A 25,824-nucleotide genomic window follows, 5' to 3' on the forward strand; every position below is an offset into this window, starting at 1 on the left:
TAATGAGCTTCCTAATTATTGGGCCTGGGCGCGTAATCTGCGGGATCCAGGGTCGTGGGACGGCCAGGCAACGAAAGCGCGGCCATTCGTGGTTCCGTGCGCGCCAGCACCTTTCCGTTTTTTATAACGGCAAGCCGGGTGGCTTTCATGCGAACTGCTTCAATCGGGTCCTGCGCTTGCAACACTACCATATTGGCAGGGCCGCCTTCGCGGATCGTCGGGTCGGGCAAGCCCATTGCTTTAGCACCATTCTGAGTAACGGACGTAAACGCCCACTCCATCGCCTCGCGGGATGTCATTGGCACAGCATGCACGCCCATATGAGCCACTTCCAACATGTCGGCGGAGCCAAGCGAATACCACGGGTCCATCGTGCAATCCTGCCCGAAGGCGACATTTACACCCGCCGCGCGCAGCTCTGGCACTCGGGTCAGCCCCCTACGACGCGGATAGGTATCCGAGCGACCTTGCAGCGTTATATTGATGAGCGGGTTGGGCACCACGTTCATGCCGCTTTCCGCGATCAGAGGTATGAGTTTTGATGCATAGTAGTTGTCATACGAGTGCATCGCTGTGACATGACTTGCCGTTACCCGCCCGCCAAGCCCAAGGCGCGTGGTCTCATAGGCTAAGGTTTCCACGTGGCGCGACATTGGATCGTCGCTTTCATCGCAATGCAAATCCAGCATCAAACCTCGGTCCACCGCTATCTCGGCCAGTCTCCTGACCGACCGGGCACCTTCCGACATCGTACGCTCAAAATGCGGAATACCGCCTACTACATCGACACCCATATCAAGGGCTTGGATCAAGTTTTTTTCTGCATTCTCTGCGCGGTAAAGGCCATCTTGCGGGAATGCTACCAGTTGCAGATCAATATAGGGAGCGACCTGCTTGCGGACCTCCAACAGCGCTTCAACGCCAACCAAAGGTGTGGATGAAACATCCACATGCGAACGGATGGCCAGCAATCCCTGCGATACGGCAAGGTCGCAATATTGCATGGCGCGCTCAATTACTGCTTCGGGTGTCAGCAGAGGCTTTAGCTCACCCCAAAGCACGATGCCTTCCAATAGTGTGCCCGAGACATTCATGCGAGGCGTTCCAAGGCTCAGGGTCGCATCCATATGGAAGTGCGGGTCGGTAAACGGGGGCGAAACCAATCGCCCAGCCGCGTCAATGTCCTCGCCTGCCTCAGCCTTGATCTTGGGGGCAATTTCTGCGACGCGGTCACCCTTGATCGCAATATCCAACGGCCCTCGGCCATCCGGCAGTTGGGCTTGTCTAATGATGATGTCGAGCATTCATCTTCCCCCAAATTTGACCACAAGGTAAAAGTATTCTGATAAAATGCTACATTTTTTTGCTGTGTTTCAGGAACCAGCGCTTCGGATAGTCTGACGCAATTCGAATGCCTGCAAGGCGGAATGCGAACGCAGCAATTCGTCGTATCGATGGATGGCGACTGTGGGCCGCCCTTGAAGACGGCCCGTGTCATTAGACTTCAATGGCCTCGGCTATTGCTGGCGCGTCCTCCAACTCGACGCCTAGATACCGGACGGTGCTATCCATCTTGGTGTGGCCCAGCAACAATTGAACCGCCCGCAAGTTGCCCGTCTTCTTGTAGATTTGGGTCACCTTTGTTCGCCTCATCGAATGCGTGCCATATGCGCTCGCCTCCAGACCGATAGATGTGACCCAATCGCGGACGATCCGCGCATACTGGCGTGTCGAGATATGCAAGCGCTCGTGGAAGCGGCCAGGCCAAAGGTACTCGGAGCCAACGATGAGCTCGTCTTCCATCCACTTCTCGACTGAGGCGCGTGTGCCTTCGGAAATCTCAAATCGCACGGGTTTCGGCGTTTTGCTTTGCAGGACGGAGGCGCGCTCTTTGATCTGGCCGGACGCCATGACATCGACGACTTTCATCTTCACTAGGTCACAGCCGCGCAGCTTGCTGTCGATTGCCATGTTGAAGAGTGCGAGGTCGCGATGGTTTTCGGCCAATTCGAGTCGAACCCGAATTGCCCAGACATGCTTTGGCTTCAGCGGCCGTTTCTGGCCAACGATGCGGCCTTTGTTCCAGGCCGGGCGAAGTGCGCGAATGGCTGGTAGGTTTGGTGTTTCCATGACTGATCCTCCGATCCGCCATGCCCTCCACAACGACAACCCGACGTCGACGAGGCACCATATCACGGGATTGCCGCGCTGCCTCCGAGGTCGGCATTGAGCCCGGATTGATCGATTATGCGGGAAGCACGAACGACTGCTTCCTTTAGCTTTTGGTGGACCCAGTGTTCTTATACCGGACTGACTGCGCTTTCAGCAGGTCATGCTCGATGTTTCCAGACAGCAACAATGAGTGCTGTAACTGTGACCTGGACTGCTGCGAACACGATCATTGCCAATAGAAGGCCGAGCTTATCCGCAAGTGCGCCGCTGGCGATCACTGGAAGAGAGAAGCCAACGTAAGCGTAGACAAGTAGTCCGGCTGTTGCGCGCGCGCGGTTGTCCGTCGCACGCAAGGAGACCTCTGCCAAAGAGGCGAGATAGGTGAAACCGTAGCTGGCCGCGCTGGTGATGCAGGTGCCAATCAGAACCAATGCAAGCATTTTCATCCAGACACCGGCCAGAAGAACCAGGAAGCCAAACGGGATCAGAATGAAGCCAAGGGTAAGGGCACGCCCGTTGGTCATGCGTCGTGCAATCGGCTGACACAGAAAACCCACGAAGATTGCCAGAAAGACGACCAGTCCGGTCCACCCTCCGAGATTGTTTTCCGCCAGTTCCAGCGGAACGACAGCGATGGTCATGCCAGTGGTGGACCATGCCAGCGCCATCGCGGCCCCGAAGACCCACGTTCCCGCAGGGAACACCGGCAGACGCACAAGCGAAACCGGCCTCGGCTTGTCGATACGGGGCAATGTCAGGGCAATCAATGCCAGTACCGGAGCGGCTACGAAAAGCGCAATGTAGCTGGCGGGTAAGAGCGTATGGCCTTGCAGGCCAAGACTGATACCAGTTGCCAATGCGCCGCCGCCAAAACCAAGAGACGTCGACGAAGTTACAATAAGAGCAGCGTTCTTCGCACGATCAGCGCCCAGGATTTCTGTCATGTAGGCTGTTCCCGCTGTTGTCGCGAGGCCGGTGCCGATCCCGAGCATGAAACGTGCGATCACCAAACTAATCCAGCTTGGGGCTTGCACAAGAAGCGCCGTCGCTGCGGTTCCAAGGATCAGCGCCAAAGCAATCGGAATCCGCCGTCCAATCCGGTCTGAAAGGCCACCGAGCAGCAAGAGCGTCGGCATCAGACCCCCGACATAGGCTGCAAATGCAACCGTTACGGCTGTCGCGCCCACATCACTTTCCGCCGCGTAGGCATCATAGAGAGGCGCTTGCAGGTTCACGGCAAATGTCACCGTAAAGAGAACAAGGGCGAGAAATGAAACCGGTATCATTTTCGGCATAGGGGCAGACCTCGAAGATTGACTTGAGATCGGAATGCCACGATGAATGATGTATGACAATTTTTCTATTGTACTAGATACAGTGAGGCTATGAAGAAACCTCGATACATCCGCCTGGCTGACATGCTGTCTACCGCGATCCAGAACGGCAAACTGGTTCCGGGCACAAAACTGCCGACGCATAGGGCTTTTGCAGAACAGGCTGGTGTGGCTTTGGCAACCGCGACAAGCGCTTACAGGGAACTCGAACGACGAGGACTGATTGTCGGCGAAGCCGGTCGCGGTACATTTGTGCGCGATCTCGGATTGCCACCAACACTTGGCGTTCAGCAGACTGCCAACGATGGCTTTGTCGATCTTATCTTCAATATGCCCGGCGCGGCGGGTGATGCAGATATGCTGCGCGCGGGGCTGCGGCAACTCGCAGCCGCAGGGGACCTAGAGGCCATGCTGCGCTATCAACCCCATGGTGGGCGCGCGCATGAACGCCGGATCATTGCCAGCAGTCTTGCTTCAATTCTTGGTCCAATTGACCCCGAGTGCCTTCTGATTACATCTGGCGGGCAGCATGGATTGGCAACCATTGTACTCGGGCTGTTTCGGCGTGGAGAAGCAATCGCTACAGATACGCTGACTTATCCGGGCTTTAAATCTATTGCTGCGCTTCAGGGCATCGAACTTGTTCCGGTGGAGGGGCGGGTCGGTGTAATGGACCCGGAGGAGCTGGACCGGCAATGTCGCGACAGGAAGATACGTGCGGTCTATTTAATGCCGACAGTCCATAACCCCTTGGGGGCTGTGATGGATGAATTGACGCGCCTGTGGATCATCGAAACCGCACGGAAACATGATCTTCTGATCATCGAGGATGCGGCTTATGCCTTTCTGGAGCCGAACCCGCCGCCCAGCTTGTTTTCACTCGCGCCGGAACGAACGGTTTATGTGGGCGGTTTCTCAAAGAGTATCGCGACGGGGTTACGACTGGGCTACGTGGTTTCCCCGTTGGCTCATCTCGACAGATTGCTCGAAGCAATCAGAGCGACGACCTGGAATGTCCCGGCTCTGATTTCCGGCCTGGTCACAGGCTGGGTCGAGGACGGTACACTGGCCAATTCCGAAGCAGCCCGAAGGCAGGACGGAGCTGAGCGCCAGAAGATTTGCCGGGCTGTTCTGGGTGGATCGGCAGTTCTCGGGCATCGCAACGCTGGTTTTGCATGGTTGCCGCTGGAAAAGGGTGTCAGAGCTGAGCCTGTTGTTACACGCCTGAAGGAGCGCGGTATTTCGGCGTCCGGGGCAGAACCCTTTGCTACTACAGTTGCTGTACCTCAAGCGCTACGACTGGCCTTTGGCGGCATTCCGAAAGATGAACTGCCGCAGGCCTTTGACACAGTCAGAGAGGTGGTCGAAGAGGCTTCAACGTCATTAATATTCTGATGCAGACTTTGGCGCAACTGCAGCGAATTGGTGCTTAGGCTCCAGACTCATTGATTTACAGCCAGAACAGCACGGTGGCTGCTAGAACGATGGCCGACAGGAAGACTTTTGGGCATCTGTCATATCGGGTGGCGACGCGCCGCCAATCCTTCAGGCGTCCGAACATGATCTCAATGCGGTTGCGTCGTTTGTAGCGGCGCTTGTCGTATCGGACGGGCTTGTCGCGTGACTTTCGACCTGGGATACAGGGCTTTATTCCCCTGTCATTAAGGGCTTCGCGGAACCAGTCGGCGTCATAGCCTCGATCTCCCAGCAGCCAGTCAGCCGATGGCAGACTGTTCACCAGAGCCCTGGCGCCCGTGTAATCGCTCACCTGCCCAGCGGATATGAAGAAGCGGATGGGGCGTCCCAGACTGTCAGTAACAGCGTGCAGTTTCGTATTCATACCACCCTTGGTGCGCCCTATCAGCCTGCCACGCCCCCCTTTTTCAACCGCAGGCTGGAAGCCGTGCGGTGCGCTTTGAGGTATGTTGCGTCAATCATGATGGTCTTATGATCGGTTCCCTCCGCAGCCAGCCCGTTCATGATCCGAGCGAACACACCCATATCGCTCCATCGTTTCCAGCGATTGTACAGTGTCTTTGGCGGCCCATATTCGCGCGGCGCATCGGACCAACGTAACCCATTGCGATTGATGAAAATAATTCCACTCAGAACGCGTCGATCATCAACCCTCGGCTTACCATGGCTCTTTGGAAAGTAAGGCTGAAGCCGCGCCATCTGCTCGTCAGGCAACCAGAATAGATTGCTCATGTTATACCCCTGAAACTCACGGGTATGAATCACGCAGGCGGGATGACGGCAACAAATTAATAGGTCCAGAACCTAGAGAAATATCGGTGGCTTCAAACCTATCATGACACCGTGATCATAGAAGCGCAGGCAAGGTGTGACCCGACAGCATTCAGTGATGATTTCGAAATGCCTTGGTTTGACGTATTCGAAGAGCTGAAGGTTTGAATTGTGGTTTGGCGGTGGTGCCAACGCTAGTTGGGACCGCTCATATTCCTACGCCATGATAATCTTCGCTACCTTCCGTTTTCATGTTATCTTGGTGCTCTCGAACTTATTGGTTGCCGGATATGCGCTCCTTTAAGGGCCGCGAGGTCCAGTCAATCTCGCAAATCGTTCTTTTTGCAAACGAGGTTGCATTCAAGCGAGTGAGGGGCAAACAACTTCGATTAAGGAAGGACCGTCGCTGGAAATTCCGGCAGACAGTGCCTTGGCAAAACCCTCGATCTCTTCGACACGTGTCCCCGGTACACCATGCCCCTTTGCCAACGACAGCCAGTCGAGCGTTGGATTCTCTACATCAAACATTGCTTGAGCATTTCGACCAAAGCTCTCTACACCGACATTCGTAAGCTCATCCCGAAGGATCTGATACCCTCGGTTAGCAAATACGATCACGGTTATGTCGAGGTTTTCGCGCGCCATGGTCCACAAGGATTGCAATGTGTACATGGCTGAGCCGTCACCCGTCAGGGCAATGACCTTCCGATCCGGACAGGCAATCGCCGCGCCGGTTGCGCAGGGCAGACACAGGCCGATTGCCCCACCCGTTCCGGCAAGCAAATCGTGCGGCCGAGCCGTAGCGGTCGGTGGAATGACGTGGAACCCGGAAGTCACTGATTCATTGCACAAAATAGCGTTCTCGGGGATCAGAGCCGCCAGGGTCTGACCAACCTTCGCCAACGTCAGCTGTCCGCTAGGAATGGAAGGCAATTCGAGAGGATATTTGTTCGCCGAGGTTGTGCTGGACACCCCGACGGCATCCGCCAGGGATTGAAGCGTCCAGTCGATATCATCCGTTGGTCTACAAAGATCTATAACCGGACAATCCGATGGCTCAGGGACACTTGGCTTACCCGGGTAGGCAAAAAAAGCGACGGGCCTGTCGGTGCCTAACAAGGTGACTGAGGATGTGCCATCAAGCTGAGCGATTTTGGGTGTGATCGGATAAACCAACTGATCCAATTTTGCCGCCCCAGCACCCTTTGAGATGCGGGGGATCAGCGTGTCGGCCAGCACCCGGCATCCTGTTTCCGCCGCAATTTTGCCAACCAGTTCGCGAAGCGGCCCAAAAAGAGCGCCCCCCCCAATCATAAGGGCAGCTTGTTGCGTAGTCAGGCGTGCAGCCGCAGCTTCGATATCATCGATGGACGGGCGATGACATCGCTGGGTTGGCAAGCTTGTCGTCACCGGACCATTGGCGGTCTCCCAAGCGGTATCGGCAGGAAGGATCAGCGTGGCAATCTGGCCGTTTTGAGACCGGGCAGCCTGTATTGCTGCAGCACCGTCCCCGGCAACACTCGTGGCATCCCCAGAAACCCGTGTCCAATGGCTCACGGCCTGACTGATGCCGACGATGTCGCCTTTGAGCGGGCTTTCGTAGCGCAGGTGATGCGTTGCATGATCCCCGACCACATTCACAATCCCAGAACCGGATTTTCGGGCGTTATGTAGATTTGCAAATGCGTTGCCAAACCCTGGCGCAAGATGAAGCAACGTACCTGCAACGTCTCGCTTCATACGATAGTAGCCATCTGCAGCGCCCGTCGTACCACCTTCGAAAAGGCACAAAACGCAATTCATCTCGGGGTGGTCATCAAGGGCTGCGACAAAATGCATTTCAGATGTGCCAGGATTGGCAAATACGGTATCCACGCCGCAGTGCAAGAAGGTTTTGACTAACGATTCTGCGCCGTTCACTTGATCCACCGTTTAAAAAGGGTCTGGCGAAGTTTAGGAGACAGATTGTCCCGATGTAAGTGAAAACGCCCGTGAACACTCGCGGGTCTTCAAATTTTAGCTATTCCCAAGTTGGCGTCTTAATATCAATATTGCTGAGCACTGCATGAATGGCGGCTATGCGGGCTGCAATCGCAGCATCGTGACTAGTGGCCGAATGTCGGCTGTGGGCCGACAGCATCATACGGGCAAAAAAACGGAAGGGCGGCTTAGTTGCCAATTGCAAAATTTGAGCAGAATTCAATTTGACCTGTAGGGTTTAAGGTGAGCTTCTAAGTTCGATCCTACACAATAAAGTAACTTTTTCGAAGCCGAAGTAAGAGGGATTGCCATGAAAATAGCTGCTGTCACGGGCGCTGCGGGGGGAATGGGCCGCGCTATTTGCCGTCAATTATGCGCGGATGGGATGCATGTGGTAGGGTTAGACCTCGACGCAAATGGACTGGATGAAGTGGCCGTAGAACTCGGTTCTAGCTTCACAGCGATGTGTGTTGATCTCACACGGCCCGAAGCCGTTTCTCAGACTTTTACAGAGATCAAGACGACGCGTGGCGGGTTAGATGCTTTGGTCAATAACGCAGGCACCTGTTTCATGTCAGATTTTCCAAACATACCTGCCGAGGAATTCGACAAGCAGATGGCGGTGAACTTTTCCTCTGCATTTCACTGCTGCCAGCAGGCTGTGCCAATGATGCTCGAACGTGAAGGCGTCAAAAAGATCGTAAACATATCATCAAACGGTGCATATAACTTTGATGTCTTCGATCCTCCGCACTACCGGGCATCCAAGTCGGCGATGGATACTTTGACCAAAGACCTCGCCCGGCGTTATGCGCGAGACAAAATCTGCGTGAACTCGCTGGCCCCCGCCATGACCGAGACACCGCTTTTTGGCGTCCTCACTAAAGACGTATTGCAAAAAGCCATTGACGCCATGCCACATGGCCAGGCGATGCAGCCCGAGCAAATCGCATCCTGGGTCAGTTTCCTCATTTCTCCTATAGGTGACGTTTCCAGCGGCAATGTCATCATCCTAAATCAAGGGCGTGACGTGCGATAGGACTTGGCTGGGAGGAGTGCTTTTCGAAATTGAGGCGGAATCGTTTCCGCGATCAGCGATAGAGTTCTGGCGCTTTTTTTAGTTCATGCCATTGCTCCGGACAGTGCCCATAAATCACGAAGGCGTTCCGCTGGGATGCCAGAGTCATGAGCCGTTCTGCACTCGTGATCGCGGCCTGCTCATCCCAAGCCCCCGCAAACTTCTCGTCGATCTCAGCGGGCCGGGAGATTGCATCACTCGTCAGCAAGAATGCACCGGCCGGAAGATCAATCATCATGGCAATCTGACCGGGTGCGTGGCCGGGGGCTGCTAAAACCGTGAAGCCAGGTCCGATTTCAACATCGCCTTCTACTTCAAGATAGTCCTGATCGGGCCATTCTAGTGGCTGTACATCTCCCCAATAGAGCGGGCGCGGCAAGGCCCGTTCCGCGGCTGATATCAGGATAGGTGCAGATGGAAACTCACCCAAGCCACCAACATGGTCGATATGGGTATGGGTACAGATCTGCAATGTGATGTCGGCAGGTTCGATACCCAACTTGGCAAGTTGTGCTTGCGGCAAGTTATCGGGCCCACAGGTCAGAACCTCACCAAACTCAAACAATCGGTCTTCTTTCACTGCGGCTTCGGTGTCGGATGCATATTTTGCGGGAAAACCAGTGTCGATCAGGATCACTTCGCCGACATCTGTGCGTATCGCGAACCCGCAGATCCCTATGATCCTGCCATTGGAATGAACCTTGAAGAGGCCATAATCCAACACGGCCAGTTCACACGGATGCCCTTTGACAAATCCCTCTGCTTGCACGCACTCTCTCCCTACTTGGTCACAAGGGTTTATGGTTGGGGATGAAAGTCAAGATACATACGCTTTTTCAGTACCTGCTCGATACAACACAAGCGGACCCTGAAGCGTTCATTGGATTTTCCTTGTCTGAATCGCCACGTCTCGGCGCGTTCTTGGACGCGTTAGATCCCGAACTTCCTCTGGATTGGAACCAGAAGAGCTTTCGCGGCTTGCCCGCGTTAAGGAGTCATGTATTGGACAGGGCCGGCCTCTCGGCCATTTGTCGATCTGATGATGTTCTGATCACGGCTGGCGCTGCCGAAGCCAATTACCTGGCGTTCATGCAATTGGTTCAACCGGGTGACGAGGTGGTGACAGAGCGTCCTGGCTGGCCACAAGCTGGCGTGCTCGCCGATGCGGTTGGCGCCACATTGAAACTGGTCGACCGCGACGAGGCCTCAGAATGGTCCTTGCCGCTTGATGAACTTGAAGCTGCGGTAACCCACCGAACGCGGCTGATCTTTCTGACAAATCCCAATAATCCAACCGGGCGCCTCATGACCAGATGCGAGCTTGAAAGGCTAGTCCAGATTGCGGATCGCGTGGGCGCGTGGCTTATTGTAGACGAAGTGTATGCCGGGTTGGAATGGGAGGGCGATCGTGCGTCTTCGATCGCTGGCATGTATAATCGGGGGATTACGACAGGTAGTGTATCCAAGGCACTGGGGCTGCAAGGGCTTCGCACCGGTTGGATGATTTGTCGCGACCCGGAGCTGATATGGGATGCGATTATCCTGCGAGAGAACTCGAGCGAGATTATGAACATTCTTGGCGAAGTCATTGCCGAAATCGCTCTGAGGCCTGACAGGTATGATCAAGCTTTACGCGCCGCGCGAATAGCTGCCCAGAAAACGCTTGAGCGTCTCGATCAATTCATCACTGAACAGTCGCGTCTAACGTGGGTCAAACCGCAGGCTGGGTTGATTGGTCTTGCGCGGCTGGACGGCATTGACGGAGGTGTTTTCGCCAAGCGTCTACTTGCCGAACCCTACCGAACGTTCCTACTACCCGGATCGTCATATGACATGCCACAACACATCCGACTGGGTGTCGGCGGAGGTGCTGCAGCCAATTTGGAGCTCGGATTGGAGCGAATGGGTGAATTGTTGGCGAATTGGCAGGGCTGAATTGGGTCGCAGATGCGACAGGGTTCAGAGGCCACCCTTTGCGCAATATGTGTCGCAGCATTTTGGCGTGCGTATCATGCTGATCCAGTACATCGCCAGACGTGAAAAACCGCTTCAATTATGAATTGTCAGCAATGCAGGCAATACTAGAATGCAGCAACTTCAATCAGTGTCTGCTTTGAGGAAGCTGCAATGCAGCGAATGTGGTTAGGATAACAGACCGCAATGGGCCGTTTGTGACGGTGAAAAGGATCTCTGACAGGTGTTTGCTGCGTAGCATCCGAAGGCAGCAACGAGCCCATAGTGCGTGATGCTGCGCTCCGCTCGAAATAGTGCAATGCCCGATCAGCGGACATAGCCCATGATGGTGTGGGTCGACTGCGACGATCCCCCGAGCGCCGTGCCGCTGCAACGCTGCTTCGCCAATCCGGCCGTTCGTTTGCCCTCGTGTCCAAAAAATCGTCGCACGTTCTTTGGCGACGCCCGACCAGCAAGCACACACATTCCTTTCCCAAGGTTGGCAGGTGATTGGATGGAATTCGAAATCGACGCTGTTGCAGTGGCGTGAGGAACGCCTCGGGCTCGCCCCGACCATGTGAGTGGTTCTGTCAGGTAACCGCGCGATCACTTTCGCCGAATGACTGGGGCGCGGGACCTATCCGACGTTCCTCGATCAGCACCCATTAGCTAAAACGACGCGTGCCCGGGATTGGCTAGATAGGTTCTCCGCCTTTCCCGCGTGCACGAAACCCTATGTCAATGCAAGGCGCCCGCTTCACCAAGGGCAGATCACTGAGGAACTTCAATTATCGACGAAAACGCGACACCCTTCATGTCATTCCAGAAAGGTACCGGGTGTGTGCCGCGATTGTTCTTGAGATTCGCCAGCGACTGGTTTCCGTTGTAGTTGTCGGGACCTCCGGGTTTCCAGTTTATGTAGTCCAACGGATCACCGTTCAGCCAGTTCCAACCCCCATCCGGCTCCTGTGACCCCGGTTCTTGAACCAGGCCGATCATTGGCCCATTGAACCCTGAATCCGTTTCGATCCAATGCCCTTCCTCTGACATTGACAATTCAAAGACAAAGTCGTTCTCGGCAGCGGAGTTGATAGCAACCAGATGACCATTCAACTGCGAAGCAAGTTCTTCAATCTGGTCAATCGTGCCGCCCCAGGTCCGGATAATGTAATATCTTGAGCTTTCGAATTCGCCATAGGTGACAAGATCAAACTGAGACAACAACTCTTCAGGCGGAAGGTTCTGGTCAAGAATTACATCCAGATCATTTCTGGGCGGACGCGTTTCAAAAATCTGAAAGTAATCCAAAATTAGCAATGCCGAAACTGCACACACCAGGAAGAACAGGGATAGTTGCCAAGCCGTGCTTTTGAAGAACTTGTCACGCGTCCGCACCAACCCCCGGTATCTGTGCGCGAATTCGCCGGTCGTTGAGTAGGCCTTGATCGGCTTGTCGATGTTCTTGACGTAGTGCTCGCCAATCAGGTGGAAGTCGGTTTCAATCTTCCCTTCCACTTGCTCGACAACATTCTCGGAAAGGCAGATGCCGCCCGGCACCGCGATCGCCTCCAACCTTGCCGCGATGTTTACGCCATGGCCAAGAATATCTCCATTTCGTTTCTCCGAGACGTCCCCGATGTTTATGCCGATTCTGTACATCAGGCGCTTTGCCTGATCGATTGGCTCATTATAGGATGAGTGACGCCGCTGAATCGTTATTGCCGCGTCAACCGCGTCAACCGCGCTCTGGAAAGCGGCCACGACACTGTCACCAGCTGTATTGGCTATTCTTCCGTTGTGATTGCGGATTTCTTCTTCGATGATGGAATGAAGATTTTCAAGATGATCAAGAGTTTTACGTTCATCTTCGGCAATTAGTCTGCTGTACTCGGCCACATCGGCAGCGAGGATCGTCAGTAGCCTTCTGTCCAGTTCTGCTCTTTCGGATCTTCCTAGAGAACTGTTAGCCATCGCCGAGACAACATCCCTGAATTACGTTTGACGGCACGAGTAAATATGGAGATTGGCGCGCGCGTCCAAAACGACCAGATCCATGCATTTCTTGCCGGGAGCATTCAGGAAAAACACCGATTTCCTGCCTTGCGGACCGTTGATTTTCAGGCGCTGTCCATGAAAAATGCCGTTTCTGTTCAAATAGAAATGCGGGCGCCCCGAAGAGCCTAGATTCCTGATATAGAAGTCTTCATCTCCATCGCCGTCAATGTCGGCGAAGCGAATAAAGTATGTCTCTCCGCCACCCGGGGAAATCACACTTCGGAGTTTGGCACCAGAAACATCGATGAACTTTCGCCCATCAAACTCGAAAAGCTGAAGTGCGTACCCGCTGTGACCTTCCTTGTGTCCGGGAAACTTCTGCGAAGCGAGCGCGACCATCGGGACGCCGTTGACGGAAGTTCCACCGATCCCAAAGGCCGAATTGTCTTTGCCAAAAGGTGGATTTGGCAGGTCGTAGCGATTACCGCCGAAGCCGCCCTTGTTGAATATCACGTACGAAGAGTATCTGTATTTGGTACCCGAAGGTTCAGGTCCGTCTCCCTCCGAGGGCTTCCAGGCCTCTACGGCAAACAAGGCATCGCAGTCGCCATCTCCGTCGATATCCTTGAGTGCGACGAAATTGTTGCCGCCACGACCCAACCACTTGCTTCGAAACACACTCTGTTCAGATCGCTCACGTACACCGCCACCACTAACGGTATAGACGTGAGACTTTAACCGGGGATAGATTTTGAACCGCGCTGCGCCATTGTTGATGTAAAGTTCGGTACGGCCATCGCGGTTTATGTCGCAGGCAGCTGCATTGTCGGATGTGCTGAGCTCCTTCCCTTCGAACACCAGGCCGATTCCAACCTTGCCGCCCTGCTCTCTGATTGAAAAGATGCTCGTGGGTTCACCGGGGTTGTCATACGGTCCGCCAAGTTCTCCGTTTCTGGCCAAAGCGAGGAAAACGGGGCCAGACCGGCCATTCCTGAAAAACGCTCCAGAGAAAGTTCGGTGTGTTCTTCCTGCTTCTCCAAGACTGAACATCGCGAACTTGCCGGCACTTATTTGGTTGAGGCCGAACAAGCTGCTGACCTTAGGAGCGCTGTGGAGATCGCCACTTCTTTTGTTCGGAATTCTTGCGCTCAGAGCAATGTCATCTGCACCGTCACCGTTTACGTCAATAGCGTCCAGGATATACGGTTTTTGAATATTCGCTCCGAACGGAACCTTTACCTTTCCGACTTTCTGGTAAGATGGAACAGCATCAGCACCGGCTTTGGACTCGACGGCAGACAAACATAGAAATGCTACCATGAACAAGAGAATTGAGCCACGATTAAAGGCAGCGCCGAGTTCCATTTCCAATCCCTCGAGTTAGTGCAAAGCGTTAATGCTCTATCGTATACTGCTATTTTGTCTATTCGTACTCGCGCTCTAAAAGGTTGTAATTTGGTTCAACTTTTATCATGCGTATGATGGCCGATATGTCAACATGCGTGCCTTACTCGGCTACATGAGGTCCGCCTTGGGCTATGGGCCGTCATCTGAGCTTTTCAGCTGGATATCCCGTGGCTGAGCGACCGCTTATCCCGTCTTCGTCGAGTTCTGTTTGCAGCTGCAGAAAACTGAGGAAGCCTGTCAAAGCGATGTAGGTCAGGGTCGCGAAGCCGCGGACACCAGCCGTTCATGAGTGGAAGCTGAATGGCAGCAATGTCCCGCGATCTGTGAGTTCGCTCGCCTATAGATTTTGCGACTGCGGCGAATGTCCGAAAAGCGGGCTGCGACCGCAGCATTGCGACACCTGTTCGAGTGACCGGTATGGGCCGGCCTTGCCGCTCCTTCCCTCTCAAATCATGGTGATGCTGCGCCGCCCCCGAGGTCCGGAACGAGCCCGAATTGACACGTGCTGCACAAGGACAGAGTGGCGCAAAGTCAGGTTTATCTGCAGGCAATCATGCCACAGAGGAGAACTTGAGTTGAATCCATTGCCACAATGGCTCAGCCACTTGACGAAACGAGCCATTTGAACGCACGAGAAAATGGCCGTAATCAAGTTGCAGCGCGTTTAATCTGGGAAAAGCGTCGACGAGAAAGCCTGCGTCCAGTTCCCGTTGCACGAACAACCGGTCCGCGAGGGCAAGACCTTGCCCTAACACCGCTGTACGTATTGCCATTGACTCTATCGACACTCCGACTGTCGAGCGTTCAGAGAGGGATATGTCGGGATTCAGTTCCAACCAGCGCTGCCAAGAAGGCGCATCAACCATGCGTTCGGGCCATTCAACATCTATAAGTGGCAGCGTCAGAACATCTTTCTGTCGTTGGGGGGCGCAGACTGCGATATATTGGCTTGGCGCGAGTTTCGTGCTTTGGCAGCCAGGGTAGTCACCGCTGCCATGACGGATTGCAAAGTCAATTCTCTCGGCTTCAAGATCCAAAAGATCAGCAGACACAACCACTTGAACTGCCGCACCGTCGGCGTTTGATTTTTGATATTCTCCGATGCTTGGCAGCAGACATTGATCGGCAAAAGTATTGATTGCCGCGACGCAGATTGGTCGTTGATCGCGATACCTGGCAACCGAAGCGATGCCGTTCTCCAAGGTGCGAAATCCGTTTTCGACCGCGTCCAAAAGGTATTGTCCTTCGTCCGTCAATATCACTTTTCGCGTTTTGCGAACGAACAAACGCACGGCAAGCCGTTCTTCAAGCAGCCTAATGCGCTGGCTTACCGCCGCAGGCGATACATTGAGCTCTGTTGCGGCTGCTTTGAAGCTTCTCTGCCGACCAGCCTCTGCGAAGACCTTTAGCGAATCGTATGGTATTTCTCCAATGGCCATGGTTAATCCTACCTTTTTTATTGGGAAATGAAAAATCGTTTGTGAGTATTCGCAATTTACAAAAATATGAGCTTAAGCACGGTGCTTATGAAATTCGGGGAATTTGCGATTTGGATGGTCCTTCATTCTATAATTAACATTGGCTTTTCCAGAACCTCGAGACCGAGGACTGCCCATGGAGTTTCGTTCGTACACGGATTTAAGGAAGACCCTTGCTCCCAAGTCGAGCTTGCTCATAACAGGATGCTCAAAATGTTCCAGAAACTGCAGGTCAAGCGAACTCGAGAGGCCGACCTGACTATGATCCTTTTTACTGTGAAGCGTTTTCTAGACGACCTCACGCAGGAACTGGAGGACGATATCTGCACTCAGCTACTGGCTGAAAACACCTGCGAAGCTGAACGTCTTAACAGGCATCTGGTGGGAGCCAAGAAGCTGCTGCGCACACTTGACCTAAACAATTCGCCCGCCGAGTGAACCGAGTTTGACGCAATTGGCGGCATTTCAATAGAAACCTGACAATCAGGAAACTGCCTCTATGGCAGCTTTGTCCCGCACTGCTGTCTTCCACATAAGCTCAAATGCTGCGTCCTGCACGAATGTCCGAAATGCGGGCTGCTGGTGCGGCTTTCGAACACCCTTGCGAACGGCAACTAAGGGCCGTCCTCGCGTGAACAACGAGGGCCTGAAGTTAGGTCGTTGACTTGATCAAAACTCGCCGTGTTGTTCGCCGCCCCATCGAATGAAGTCCGCCAGCTCGCGTGTGAGCTGTTCATCGACGTCCGATTCCACCGTACATTCCCATACGACGAGTGTCCGCCAACCCAGATCATACAGTTGCTGAATGGCCTTGGCGTCCCGGCGCATGTTGGCTGCAAACTTTTCATGCCAGAACGCGACATTTGACTTTGGGGTGGCAGCTTTCGGGCATCCGGTATGCCGATGCCAAAAACAACCGTGAACGAAAATGGCAGTACGCCACTTCGGCAGCACGATGTCAGGGGACCCAGGAAGCCTCCGGACATTCAAACGAAACCGGAAGCCCTGCGCATGCAATGCCTTGCGCAACAGGGTTTCAGGTCTCGTATTGGCGTCGCGAATGCGCGACATCATCCGTGAACGGGTCTTACGATCAACTGTATCGGCCATTTGCTCAACATAATGCCCACGGACCGGATTTCGACCTGGAACATCTGCGGAAACCTGGTAGAACCTCCGCAGTAGAGGAAGGACATGCCGAAAGAATTCGCCATCATTGACCTTTTTGCCGGTCCTGGAGGTCTGGGCGAGGGATTTTCTCAGGCTGGGCGCGACCCCGGCGCACCGATGAAGATCAAGCTGTCGGTTGAGATGGACGACCACGCGATTCAGACGCTCCAGCTGCGAGCTTTTCTTCGGTCGTTCGACGAGTTTCCGCTAGAATACCATGATGCTCTGAATTATGGTTCGCAGCTGCCCGATTGGGCAGGCCTGTATCCGGTCAACTGGAGGCTCGCGACGGAAGAAGCTCGGCAACGTGTTTTGGGGGAGCCAGGCGTTTTCGAGGAACTTGCGGTCGAACTTGACCAAGCTCGCGAAAACCATCACGGCAACACGATCCTGATCGGCGGTCCGCCCTGCCAAGCCTATTCACTGGTCGGGCGGGCCCGAAACAAAGGCAAGGCTGGATACGTGCCCGAGGACGACCACCGGCATTTTCTCTACAGGGAATATGTACGTGTTTTGGACAGGCTTCGCCCGGCGGCGTTCGTCATGGAGAACGTCAAGGGAATGCTTTCAAGCAAGGTGGATGGAGGCGGCATCTTCAGCAGGGTTCTAGATGATCTTGAGTCGGCCGGAGACGGCTACCACCTGCTGCCTCTGTCCAAACCCGCCCCTGCGGACGGATCGCGAGCTGCAGCCCGGGATTTCCTGATCAGAGCCGAGGACCACGGCGTTCCGCAGGCACGGCACCGGGTGATCATTCTCGGAATCCGGAGCGACCTTGCCTCGGAAATCGAACTCGCAGGACCCATCCTCGGCAGTCCGCAGGTCCCCGTGACGGTGGCTGAAGTCCTGCGCGATCTGCCCCGATTAAGAAGTGGGCTGAGCCGGGGCGACGATGCTGATGAGTGGCAAGCTGCCGTGCAGGACCAAGCTTCCGCCGTCGCCGCTTCGGACGCGGCGCCTGAGGAGGTTCGCAAGATCGCTCGCGCCGTAGCCAGGGCCAACAGATTGCCCCGCCTCCGCACCGGCACCCGGCGAAAACGCTCTGGCGAATTGCCCGCGCAGCTTGCGGGCTGGTTGTTGGACGACCGGCTTAAGGTCGTTCTCCAGCACGAGACTAGGGGGCACATTCCGGACGATCTGGGACGCTATCTTTTTTCGTCGGCGTTTACCCGGGTGTTCGGAAGGTCACCGAAGCTTGCGGATTTTCCCGAGTTTTTGCAGCCAGCGCACCGAAACCGGGGGTCCGGCGATTTTGCTGACCGCTTCCGGACACAATACGCGGATCGGCCATCGACAACCGTAACCAGCCACATTTCCAAGGATGGCCACTATTTCATCCACCCAGATACCATGCAGTGCCGATCGCTGTCCGTCCGCGAGGCCGCGCGTCTGCAGACGTTCCCGGACAACTACCTCTTCTGCGGCCCGCGCACCAAACAGTACCATCAGGTCGGCAACGCGGTTCCTCCCTATCTGGCGTTTCAGATCGCAAAGGCGGTGCGGCGGCTGCTTGGGTGACGGCAAGCTATTGCGCCGCAGCAGCCTCGGATTCTCTGAACCCGTTTTCCTTCAATTTGTTCAGAACCTCGATCGCGAATTGAGACTGTTTTTCCGTCGGTATTCTCGTCGGCATCTTCGAACAGACGTCTAGCACTCCGTATTCTGATGGTGACAGTAGCTTGTTGGAGCGCCCCCAGATTTTCGCCTCTGCCCAGAACTGTGCACCGAGTTCAAAGACACGGGTCTGAGCCTCGACGCTTTTCGTCAGGTTCTCATCATCCGAGACATCGTCATCTTCCGACTTGGCCTCTTCCGGCTCAATCAGAATGCCCTCAAACTCCTCCGGGTAGGACAGTTCACGCTTGCGGAAGGATTCCCAACAGGCCTGCTTCTTCGCCCACTCGCTCATGTTCCGAATGCCCTCCGGCGGGTTGGTGATTGCCTCCTGCGCCTCGGCACCTGCCACAAGCAGCGCACCTTTCAGAACCGCGGGAATGTCCTGCGACCGCCAAACCCGGCTCAGATCGACCACTAGGTCCCGCTCGGCCGCGTCATGTGCGACCTTGGCGATGGCATAAGTCACGATGTTGGCGCGGTAACCTCCTTCGTACCAGTCCTGGGCGGACACCAGCTTTTCCATTTTGCGGAAGATGATCGCCTTGGAAATCAAGTGGCGATACCATGCCTCGTTGATGCGCGCACCATTCTTGCCCCACGCCTTTTCGATAGTCTTGGCAAAGTCAGCAAAGTTTTTCTGCGCACCCAACGACACCATGTGGGGCTTGCCGCTCCAGGTATTTTCGAATTTGGCGAGGTCGGTCTTGGTGAAGAACTGGCGCCGTGGAAACTCGGCGTCCCACTTCTTCCGCTCCGCCGGGGTTTTCTTGCTGCGCTCGTCTGCGTACTGCCCCCGGGCCCGTTCGTAGAACCATTTGATTTCGCGGTACCCGTTGATGCCGGCCGGCGCCAGGATTTTCCGCGAAAGCTCCTCGATTTTGATGTGGAAGGGGTGGTTGGCGAAGAAATCGGCCGCATTCACCTTGTTCTGGCTGTTGGCGAATTCCGAGATGCGCGGAACGATGGTATCCGACAGGATCGGTGGAACGACGCTCAATTTCATCTGGACGAAGATGTCTTTCAGACCCTCGCCGGCCAGTTTCCGCGCTGCGTGAATTGACGCTGTCGTCTGCCCGCCGTTCACGATCTGAAGGTTGTCGGCCTTGGTGATGACCAGTCCTTCTTCGGTCGGTGCCAGCTCAACGCTTTCAGCAGTTGCAGCCAGTCCGTTGTTGTAGGCTAGGAACATGTGGGGCTCTTCCAGGATGGTCTTTCGGATTCCCTTGTTCACGTTGCCCCGGGCCTGCAGAAAGCTGCGGACGTTGGATTCCAGCAGGCGCGCACCCCACTTGTCGTAGATGGCAGCAAGCTGGGAGCCTGGTATGACCGCGATGTAGCTTTCCAGTGCGGCATCCGACCCTGAGGCTTTCAGAACCGGGATGCCGCCGCCAAAATCCTCGGCGAAGTCGATGGTCAGGTCGGCCCGCGCCTTGCCCTGCTCGACAAAAGCCTGCAGGCGCTTGAGATCCCAGGCGTTGTAAGTGACCGGCTTGTCATCGATGGTGCCGGCCGGCATGGCGTCAACCTTGGCCCTGTTGTCCGAGTTCGTGACGAAGATCAGCTTGATCTTCTCGATGCCGTTCCAGCGGGTGTTGATTAGATCGGCCAGACCTGCTCCGAGGCTGGTTTCTTCCAAACTCTCTCTGAACGCCTCGCGCCGGGCGTGGCGGAGAAATTCGACCAGTTTGTTGAACTGAGCTTTCAGATCAGCCCCACGCGTCAACCGTACTTCAGGCGTAATCTGAAAATCACACAGGATTAGCGACAGGACACCGTCGCTTTCCGCGGGATCGCCTCCGTATCCGCTGACTTGCAGGTGGACTACGCGCCGTCCTTGTTGTTCGCTTCCCTGAAAATAGGCATAGTCGCACTGATCGATCTCACCTGCTTCGGTCAGGATTTCGCCGACTTTCTCGAAAAACGCTTCCTGAGTGTACAGGCCCAACGCATCCGCGTCGCCTTGGATGTCTGCGATGAAACTCTGGTGGAACTCTGCAAGATCCGACATTCGTCAACAACTCCGCAAAATCTGGTTCAGGTCTTCTGACCGCTCAAAGGCTGCGCAGGCATCCAGACGGATCGCATAGCTCACCTCTTCGACGCCCGGCGGCAGAGGTGGCACCAACCTAGGGAAACCTTCTCTGACTTCGAATGTCCGCACCGTCCCCAGATACCAGCGGCGGTTTTCCTCGACCGTTTCGTCCTGATATCCGGTCGCCGCGAGCCTCTGCTCCCAAAGGTCCAGTGCCACAATGTCCGCATCGAACAACTGGGCCGTGCAGCGGACGTGATCAGCCAGGTTTTGTCCTTCGTCTCCCAGCAGGGTGTCGACGTCGTGCACCCGCAGGCAGAGCCTCGCGCCTTCGATGTCCGACAATTGCGCTTCCGATGAAATGCGCACCTTGGGGTGCGCGGCGCTGCGCCGTGCCTTAATCTCGAAATACAGTCCGGGCAGCTCAAAATCCTTGGCGCTGTTCTCAGGGCCTTTCCAGGCATCCACGGCTTGGGTCGGTCCGATGTGCTGAACCAGCTCTCTGAGGAAGGCCAGCTCGGCCACCAGACCCTGCTGTTCTTCAATAGACAGGCCTCGCCTGCCGCCGCTGCGCAGCAGGTGATGCCAGCGCAGCGTTCGACTGACTGCGCGCGATAGGGCGTGCTGCGGTTCGCTCGCCTGTTCAGCCGCGGCTACGACGTCTCGGCACAACGTCTCGAACAAGTCGATGTGGGCCTTTTCCTGCAAGGTGATGCAATAGGAGTTCCGGCCATCGACGACTCGGTAGAACACCCCGATATGCTTCAGCTTGGGCAGCGAGCATACTTCGGACATATCATCCGACATCCGCAGAAGCAGGGCAGGCGCGTTGTCGGGCATGCGCACCCAGAAGAAATCATGGCACCCCTTGCTGTTCACACGCCGCGCCCCGCTAGGGGGCAGTCCGTCCCATGGCGTCTCAGTCATCTTCGAAAGCTCCATCATCCTCTTCATCCGACCCATAGATCTCGCGGAACTTCTGGGTATTGATGATGTACTCCACCCGATCGCTCGGCTTGGCGGATTGTGGGAAGCTGATGCTCCAGCCGATGACGGGCCGATCTGGGATCCGGCGCAAGTGCGGGAGATCGCCTTCCTCCGGCGGCCGGACCTTGACGACATGGAGCACGAACAGCGGCTTGTCGCGCACCTGCCTGTATATTCTATCCGGGAATGAAGGCCGGTGGGATTCAGGCTTTCCGTCCTCTTTCAAGCTCTGAAGGTATTCCTCTTCTGCCTGTTTCGCCTTCACCGGCTCGACACCGATCTTTTCCACGCCGCGTGAGGCGATACGAGCACGTTTGCCGCTCATGGAAAGCATGTGGTCAGTCAGATCCTTGTAGCCGACGCTGCGCACCTGAGGGCCGACCCTCCACCCAGCGATATCGAACAGCTCCGTGTCGCCGGAAACGCTGGTGACCAACACGTCCCATTTCTCCAGTTCGTCATGCTGTCGCTCGCCGATGTAGGAACGGATGGGCGTGGTTTGCGTCAGGAAGGCCTGATCGTGGTTGCGCCACCCCAGCAGGAAGTTGTCAATCAGATTCACCGAGACATCGCGGATCAGGAAGCCACCGGTTTCCTTTTTGGCTGAAGACCGGTGGAAACCTGCGCTGGATAAACCCTCCAGGAAATTCCGGGCGACGTCTTCGTTGGCTGAAATATCTGCCGGTTTGGCACTGATCTTGGCCGTTTCGACCCAAGCGTTGGACAGCCCGATCAGCACGTGCTTCTGGCCCGACCCCATCTTGTTGCGCGCGGTCACCAGCAGTGATGCAGGATGGCTGCGCACGGCCAAGCCGAAATCGGCGGGCGAGGCCTTGGCCTTCTCCATCTTCTTAAGTTCCAGATGCAGCTCCTCACTGGCCTCGGCGATGTGGGCGTACCAGTCGATCGCCTCTGATGGCATCCAGATCCGACACAGATCTTCGTACCCGCCGCGGTAGCCGAACCACCGGCCCATCTGCATCAGGGTGTCGTACATCAAGGTGTTGCGCAGGAACCAGGTGATCGTCAGGCCTTCGAGAGTAAGCCCCCGCGACAGTGAGAAACCGCCGACTGAGATCACGGTCTGACCGACGGGGGATTCACCGGAATAGTCCAAGCCATTGGATCGGCTGTTGACCTCGACGACCTTGGCTGACGCCACGGCGTCCAGCATGGCGCTTTGGATCGGGTCCCAATCCAGTTCGGCTTCCGCGTATTCCCGTTGCCAAGTTTTCTGCAAGGCCGCGATCTGAGGGTCGCGTAGTCCATCCCTGCCACGCGACCCGTTGACCCGCAGGGAATCGAGAATCGTACCTAGGTATTCGTGTAGACGGTTCCGCAACCTGCCTTGTACATCAGTGAAACGGCTGGCGTTGACCAGCATCGAACAATGAGAAGATGCCTGACCGCGTAGGTTCCTGATGGTGCGGGTGATCAGAAATGCTCGGACTGCCGCCTTAAGGCTTTCAGGCAGTTCATCCACCGTCTGGTCGATCTTGTGTTTGATCGGCAAGATATCTTCGTTGTCACGGATGGTGCGCAGCCAGACAGGATCACCTTCGTCCGGGATGCCGTCGATGAAGATTTTCTTCGCGCCGAAGTAGTTCGACGGTGCGTCCAGCCCGACGATGAAGTGTTTGGGGAACAGGTCTTCCTTCAACACGTCGTCGTACTGATCTGGATCGACGAAGATGTTGGCGAAAGGCGTCGCAGTGTAGCCGACATAGCAGCTGCGATGAAACATATTCAGAAGATCGCGGATCTGACTGTTGATCTTCGTGATATCTTCCTTTGTATACTTGGTGTTGATGGACGCGTTGTCAGCCTCGTCATCGATCAGCAGCATGGGCTGGTCGATCATTTGATCGTCGCCACGGGCGCTGTTCTCGCGCAGCCAGTCCAGAAGGTTCTTCAACGTGCTGTGGTTCTTCTTAATCACCAGCACCACGGGCACCTTGTAGGAGTCGATCTGGCTGGTGTTGGTAGACGCGGTGCCTTTTTTGAAGTCGAACAAGGTGTTGGTGAGACTCACCGGAACCTTGCGGTCGTCGAAAAGCCCGACACCGATGGCCCGGTTTCCCTTTTTGCCTTGGGTTGCAAGGCGCCCCGTGTCGCGGCCGATGAAGCCCTCGTCGATCCGCTCTTGGGTCTGGTTGCGCAGATTGTTGTGAATCCCGGCAATGACAACGATAAGTCGATACCCTGCGTCGGCGGCTTTGCAGATGAGCCCCGTGTAGTTCGCCGTCTTACCGCTCTGGACGTGACCAACCACCATGCCCCGGCGATCCCACTTTTCGGCCAGTCCCGGGTTGCCCAACCGCCCAAGTATTCGGTCGGTGATCTGGTCCAGACCAGTGACGACGTCCTGCGGAAGACCATTCTTGTGCAATAGCTTCTTGTAGCGGTCCCAGTAATACGGATCGATGCTGGCCTTGGCTTCGTCCAACCAGGGGCGGAAACTCTCGTCGTCGACGGTTGCGCCAAGTCCCATGGTTATGCCGAACCGCTCTTCAATGTCGCGAGCCAGCTGTTCCAACGCCTCGGGAGCGGCATTCACGTTGAGAGCAGCGTTCATGGTCTTGATGAAGCTTCTAAGATCGTCGCCGCTCTTGCGCTCGTGCGCCAGAGACTGGGAAACGACGTTATCCAGATGCTTGAGTTGTGCGCTCACTTATGTTCTCCTTGCTCGATTTCTTCAGCCAGCTGCCGGACGGAATCCTTGTGATTCACGAATGGCTCGGTTGAACACAGGGTCTTGAGGATTTCGGAACCTGTCATGCCGGTCTTCAGTAGTTCCCGAATGGCGGTTTCGGCCATTTCCGACAGATCGGCGAAATCCGACCTGTCCGGCTCGACACTTTCGGCACCGCCAAGCATGTCGGCATGCAGCGCTGCGACCGGCAGACCGGACCCCAGAAGCGTGATGCAGGCCCGAAAACCGTGTCGGAACTTCTCGGGTAGGAGATCCGAAAAGCCTTTAATCGACGGGTGTTCTATGTTTGGTCGGTACACGATCCCGCCATCTTTCTGGATGCGGTTCCAGAGCGGCAGGTTTTCTTCTGACACCAGCTTGCGGCCGCGACGCTGATACGTGCGTTTGGAGGTTCCTTGGAGCCTTTCGACGATCTTGCGAAGACGCTCCCGAACGATGGGCGGCATCTGGGCTGACGCCTTGCGCACGTCGATCTTCCAGTCCGCGTCCATCGTGTTGGGGATGTCGACCCTGACACGCGACAGCTTCGTCAGTTCGGTCTGCCTTGCTAGACCCAGCCAGCTGCCTGCGATGATAAGGCGCTTTTCCCTGTAGATGTAGAACCCCTGCGATCGCAGATGCCCCTCGGGCCCGCCCAGCTCCTCCCATTCGGCTCTCGACATCATCTTGTGATGCGGCAGGGTATAGCATCGGGTAACGACCTCGCCTCTGACCAGGGGCAGAACTTCTTCCGGATCGACCTGCGTTGCCTTGTGGGTCGTGGCGAAAGGGTCCTTCGGCGCAAGAAGCCGACCGTTCAAAAGGAGTTTCAACTTGGGTCTGCTTCCCTCCATGTAGCGGTGGAAACAAAGGCGCAGGTGCTGTTCCGCGCCCGACAGCGCCTTGTTGATCTCAGCGGATCGTTTGGCCGTGTCGTACCGGAAATTAGTCGAGAGTCGGTCCAGCTTGCGCCAGAGGACTATTGTTCCGGTCTCGGGCAGTCTGTCTACTGCAGGAAGGCCATGGAGGTCGTCCTCCAGATCCACCTTCCAGACATTCGTTTTCGCCACCTTGTCCAGATCCCAAGTGGCCCCCGAAGTATGTCCGTCCCTGCGGGAAATCACGGTAAGCTGGCGGCATTGCGAAAAGCTGGCGCTCTTCAACCCCAAGCCAAATCGACCAAGATCGTGACCTTCGCGCTCGGCCAACGGGTTTTTTGACCCTGGTCGCATGGCTTCTATGAGTTCCGCCTCGGTCATGCCGGATCCATCGTCGACGATCGCGATCCAAGGTTCGTCAGTCGTTGTTTCGGCCAGAACCTCGACGCGTCCGGCTCCAGAGGTGACCGAATTGTCGATGATGTCGGCCATGGCAGTTTCTAGGGTATATCCGAAGTCCCGCATGCCTTCGATCAACGATGCGGCATGTGGCGTGGCATCCGCCTGCCTTTTTCCGTTGATTTGTAGGTTGCCTTGGACTGATTGCACGGCTTCTTCTCGCTGTCTGTCGTATTTGCTTGAAATCTGCAGTTTTTTCTCGAGTCCCGAATTGACACCAGTTCCTGCGAAAGGTGAAGAGGTTGTTTCGGTTTCTCTCCCAAATTCGGATCGGGCCGTCGCGTTCGCAGAGTTCGCCCCGCGGCCGCGTTCAATTGCCTTCAACAGTTAAAATGGTGATGCGCA

At 55.7% G+C, this 25,824-nt stretch carries 19 protein-coding genes; 5 read left to right on the plus strand and 14 right to left on the minus strand.

The features are described from left to right. Positions 1–11: 11 nt before the first annotated feature. From AC2FLO_RS20465 to AC2FLO_RS20475, 3 genes are all read right to left on the minus strand, one after another. Positions 12–1,304, minus strand: a complete 1,293-nt coding sequence (locus AC2FLO_RS20465; protein WP_496752360.1) for an amidohydrolase family protein — start codon at positions 1,302–1,304, stop codon at positions 12–14. 193 nt (positions 1,305–1,497) lie between these two features. Then, complete coding sequence (locus tag AC2FLO_RS20470) at positions 1,498–2,130, minus strand: tyrosine-type recombinase/integrase (protein ID WP_496752362.1); 633 nt, start codon at positions 2,128–2,130, stop codon at positions 1,498–1,500. Between the two features lie 200 nt (positions 2,131–2,330). Next, entirely contained in the window at positions 2,331–3,467 is a 1,137-nt protein-coding gene (locus AC2FLO_RS20475; protein WP_496752364.1) for an MFS transporter, read from the minus strand. 90 nt (positions 3,468–3,557) lie between these two features. Here AC2FLO_RS20475 and AC2FLO_RS20480 point away from each other — a divergent pair, with 90 nt between their 5' ends. Continuing rightward, the gene (locus tag AC2FLO_RS20480; RefSeq protein ID WP_496752366.1) at positions 3,558–4,901 is read left to right on the plus strand and encodes an aminotransferase-like domain-containing protein; all 1,344 of its coding nucleotides are present in this window, start codon (positions 3,558–3,560) and stop codon (positions 4,899–4,901) included. Positions 4,902–4,956: 55 nt separating this feature from the next. On the opposite strand, the gene AC2FLO_RS20485 is transcribed toward AC2FLO_RS20480, so the two are convergent. Beyond that, positions 4,957–5,714, minus strand: a protein-coding gene (locus AC2FLO_RS20485) for an IS5 family transposase (RefSeq protein WP_496752368.1) whose coding sequence is annotated in 2 segments (ribosomal slippage) — positions 4,957–5,393 and positions 5,393–5,714 — 759 coding nt in all. Because the reading frame shifts where the segments join, the coding sequence is not laid out codon by codon here. A gap of 399 nt (positions 5,715–6,113) precedes the next feature. Beyond that, entirely contained in the window at positions 6,114–7,673 is a 1,560-nt protein-coding gene (locus AC2FLO_RS20490; RefSeq protein WP_496803996.1) for an acetolactate synthase large subunit, read from the minus strand. Positions 7,674–8,043: 370 nt separating this feature from the next. Here AC2FLO_RS20490 and AC2FLO_RS20495 point away from each other — a divergent pair, with 370 nt between their 5' ends. Further along, on the plus strand, positions 8,044–8,772 hold the full coding sequence (locus AC2FLO_RS20495) for an SDR family NAD(P)-dependent oxidoreductase (protein WP_496752372.1): 729 nt from the start codon (positions 8,044–8,046) through the stop codon (positions 8,770–8,772). Positions 8,773–8,824: 52 nt separating this feature from the next. Here the strand turns inward: AC2FLO_RS20495 and AC2FLO_RS20500 are convergent, their stop codons facing one another. Next, a complete protein-coding gene (locus AC2FLO_RS20500) occupies positions 8,825–9,580 on the minus strand; it encodes an N-acyl homoserine lactonase family protein (protein ID WP_496752374.1) in 756 nt (251 codons plus the stop codon). Positions 9,581–9,621: 41 nt separating this feature from the next. Between AC2FLO_RS20500 and AC2FLO_RS20505 the strand changes: the two genes are divergently transcribed. Further along, positions 9,622–10,746, plus strand: a complete 1,125-nt coding sequence (locus AC2FLO_RS20505; protein WP_496752376.1) for a pyridoxal phosphate-dependent aminotransferase — start codon at positions 9,622–9,624, stop codon at positions 10,744–10,746. 789 nt (positions 10,747–11,535) lie between these two features. Here the strand turns inward: AC2FLO_RS20505 and AC2FLO_RS20510 are convergent. The 3 genes from AC2FLO_RS20510 to AC2FLO_RS20520 form a co-directional block, all read right to left on the minus strand. Continuing rightward, on the minus strand, positions 11,536–12,735 hold the full coding sequence (locus AC2FLO_RS20510; RefSeq protein ID WP_496752378.1) for an adenylate/guanylate cyclase domain-containing protein: 1,200 nt from the start codon (positions 12,733–12,735) through the stop codon (positions 11,536–11,538). A 21-nt stretch (positions 12,736–12,756) separates the two neighbouring features. Next, positions 12,757–14,124 carry a hypothetical protein gene (locus AC2FLO_RS20515; protein WP_496752380.1) on the minus strand — a complete coding sequence of 456 codons (1,368 nt, stop codon included), beginning with the start codon at positions 14,122–14,124 and terminating at the stop codon, positions 12,757–12,759. A gap of 593 nt (positions 14,125–14,717) precedes the next feature. After that, positions 14,718–15,605: a LysR family transcriptional regulator gene (locus AC2FLO_RS20520; RefSeq protein ID WP_496752382.1), complete on the minus strand. Its 888-nt coding sequence runs from the start codon at positions 15,603–15,605 to the stop codon at positions 14,718–14,720. 252 nt (positions 15,606–15,857) lie between these two features. Here AC2FLO_RS20520 and AC2FLO_RS20525 point away from each other — a divergent pair, with 252 nt between their 5' ends. Then, on the plus strand, positions 15,858–16,082 hold the full coding sequence (locus tag AC2FLO_RS20525; RefSeq protein WP_496752384.1) for a hypothetical protein: 225 nt from the start codon (positions 15,858–15,860) through the stop codon (positions 16,080–16,082). 231 nt (positions 16,083–16,313) lie between these two features. On the opposite strand, the gene AC2FLO_RS20530 is transcribed toward AC2FLO_RS20525, so the two are convergent. Next, the gene (locus AC2FLO_RS20530; protein WP_496752386.1) at positions 16,314–16,754 is read right to left on the minus strand and encodes a very short patch repair endonuclease; all 441 of its coding nucleotides are present in this window, start codon (positions 16,752–16,754) and stop codon (positions 16,314–16,316) included. 84 nt (positions 16,755–16,838) lie between these two features. On the opposite strand from AC2FLO_RS20530, the gene AC2FLO_RS20535 reads away from it, so the two are divergent. Then, the gene (locus AC2FLO_RS20535; RefSeq protein ID WP_496752388.1) at positions 16,839–18,332 is read left to right on the plus strand and encodes a DNA cytosine methyltransferase; all 1,494 of its coding nucleotides are present in this window, start codon (positions 16,839–16,841) and stop codon (positions 18,330–18,332) included. 7 nt (positions 18,333–18,339) lie between these two features. Here the strand turns inward: AC2FLO_RS20535 and AC2FLO_RS20540 are convergent, their stop codons facing one another. Genes AC2FLO_RS20540 through AC2FLO_RS20555 form a run of 4 tightly spaced genes read right to left on the minus strand, consistent with a single transcriptional unit; the run spans position 18,340 to position 25,629 of the window. Continuing rightward, positions 18,340–20,439 carry an AIPR family protein gene (locus AC2FLO_RS20540; protein WP_496752390.1) on the minus strand — a complete coding sequence of 700 codons (2,100 nt, stop codon included), beginning with the start codon at positions 20,437–20,439 and terminating at the stop codon, positions 18,340–18,342. Between the two features lie 3 nt (positions 20,440–20,442). Beyond that, entirely contained in the window at positions 20,443–21,390 is a 948-nt protein-coding gene (locus tag AC2FLO_RS20545; RefSeq protein ID WP_496752392.1) for a PD-(D/E)XK motif protein, read from the minus strand. Further along, positions 21,383–24,121: a Z1 domain-containing protein gene (locus AC2FLO_RS20550; RefSeq protein WP_496752393.1), complete on the minus strand. Its 2,739-nt coding sequence runs from the start codon at positions 24,119–24,121 to the stop codon at positions 21,383–21,385. The genes AC2FLO_RS20545 and AC2FLO_RS20550 overlap by 8 nt, the downstream gene beginning before the upstream one ends. Then, a complete protein-coding gene (locus AC2FLO_RS20555) occupies positions 24,118–25,629 on the minus strand; it encodes an ATP-binding protein (RefSeq protein ID WP_496752394.1) in 1,512 nt (503 codons plus the stop codon). The genes AC2FLO_RS20550 and AC2FLO_RS20555 overlap by 4 nt, the downstream gene beginning before the upstream one ends. Positions 25,630–25,824: the final 195 nt, after the last annotated feature.

Source organism: Ruegeria sp. TASC047, assembly GCF_059612445.1.

What these genes read in the sequence shown, in the direction of transcription:
- AC2FLO_RS20465 (WP_496752360.1), bottom strand. Translation starts at nt 1,304, where the DNA reads ATGCTCGACATCATCATTAGACAAGCCCAACTGCCGGATGGCCGAGGG.
- AC2FLO_RS20470 (WP_496752362.1), bottom strand. Translation starts at nt 2,130, where the DNA reads ATGGAAACACCAAACCTACCAGCCATTCGCGCACTTCGCCCGGCCTGG.
- AC2FLO_RS20475 (WP_496752364.1), bottom strand. Translation starts at nt 3,467, where the DNA reads ATGCCGAAAATGATACCGGTTTCATTTCTCGCCCTTGTTCTCTTTACG.
- AC2FLO_RS20480 (WP_496752366.1), top strand. Translation starts at nt 3,558, where the DNA reads ATGAAGAAACCTCGATACATCCGCCTGGCTGACATGCTGTCTACCGCG.
- AC2FLO_RS20495 (WP_496752372.1), top strand. Translation starts at nt 8,044, where the DNA reads ATGAAAATAGCTGCTGTCACGGGCGCTGCGGGGGGAATGGGCCGCGCT.
- AC2FLO_RS20505 (WP_496752376.1), top strand. Translation starts at nt 9,622, where the DNA reads ATGAAAGTCAAGATACATACGCTTTTTCAGTACCTGCTCGATACAACA.
- AC2FLO_RS20510 (WP_496752378.1), bottom strand. Translation starts at nt 12,735, where the DNA reads ATGGCTAACAGTTCTCTAGGAAGATCCGAAAGAGCAGAACTGGACAGA.
- AC2FLO_RS20515 (WP_496752380.1), bottom strand. Translation starts at nt 14,124, where the DNA reads ATGGAACTCGGCGCTGCCTTTAATCGTGGCTCAATTCTCTTGTTCATG.
- AC2FLO_RS20520 (WP_496752382.1), bottom strand. Translation starts at nt 15,605, where the DNA reads ATGGCCATTGGAGAAATACCATACGATTCGCTAAAGGTCTTCGCAGAG.
- AC2FLO_RS20525 (WP_496752384.1), top strand. Translation starts at nt 15,858, where the DNA reads ATGTTCCAGAAACTGCAGGTCAAGCGAACTCGAGAGGCCGACCTGACT.
- AC2FLO_RS20530 (WP_496752386.1), bottom strand. Translation starts at nt 16,754, where the DNA reads ATGGCCGATACAGTTGATCGTAAGACCCGTTCACGGATGATGTCGCGC.
- AC2FLO_RS20535 (WP_496752388.1), top strand. Translation starts at nt 16,839, where the DNA reads ATGCCGAAAGAATTCGCCATCATTGACCTTTTTGCCGGTCCTGGAGGT.
- AC2FLO_RS20540 (WP_496752390.1), bottom strand. Translation starts at nt 20,439, where the DNA reads ATGTCGGATCTTGCAGAGTTCCACCAGAGTTTCATCGCAGACATCCAA.
- AC2FLO_RS20545 (WP_496752392.1), bottom strand. Translation starts at nt 21,390, where the DNA reads ATGACTGAGACGCCATGGGACGGACTGCCCCCTAGCGGGGCGCGGCGT.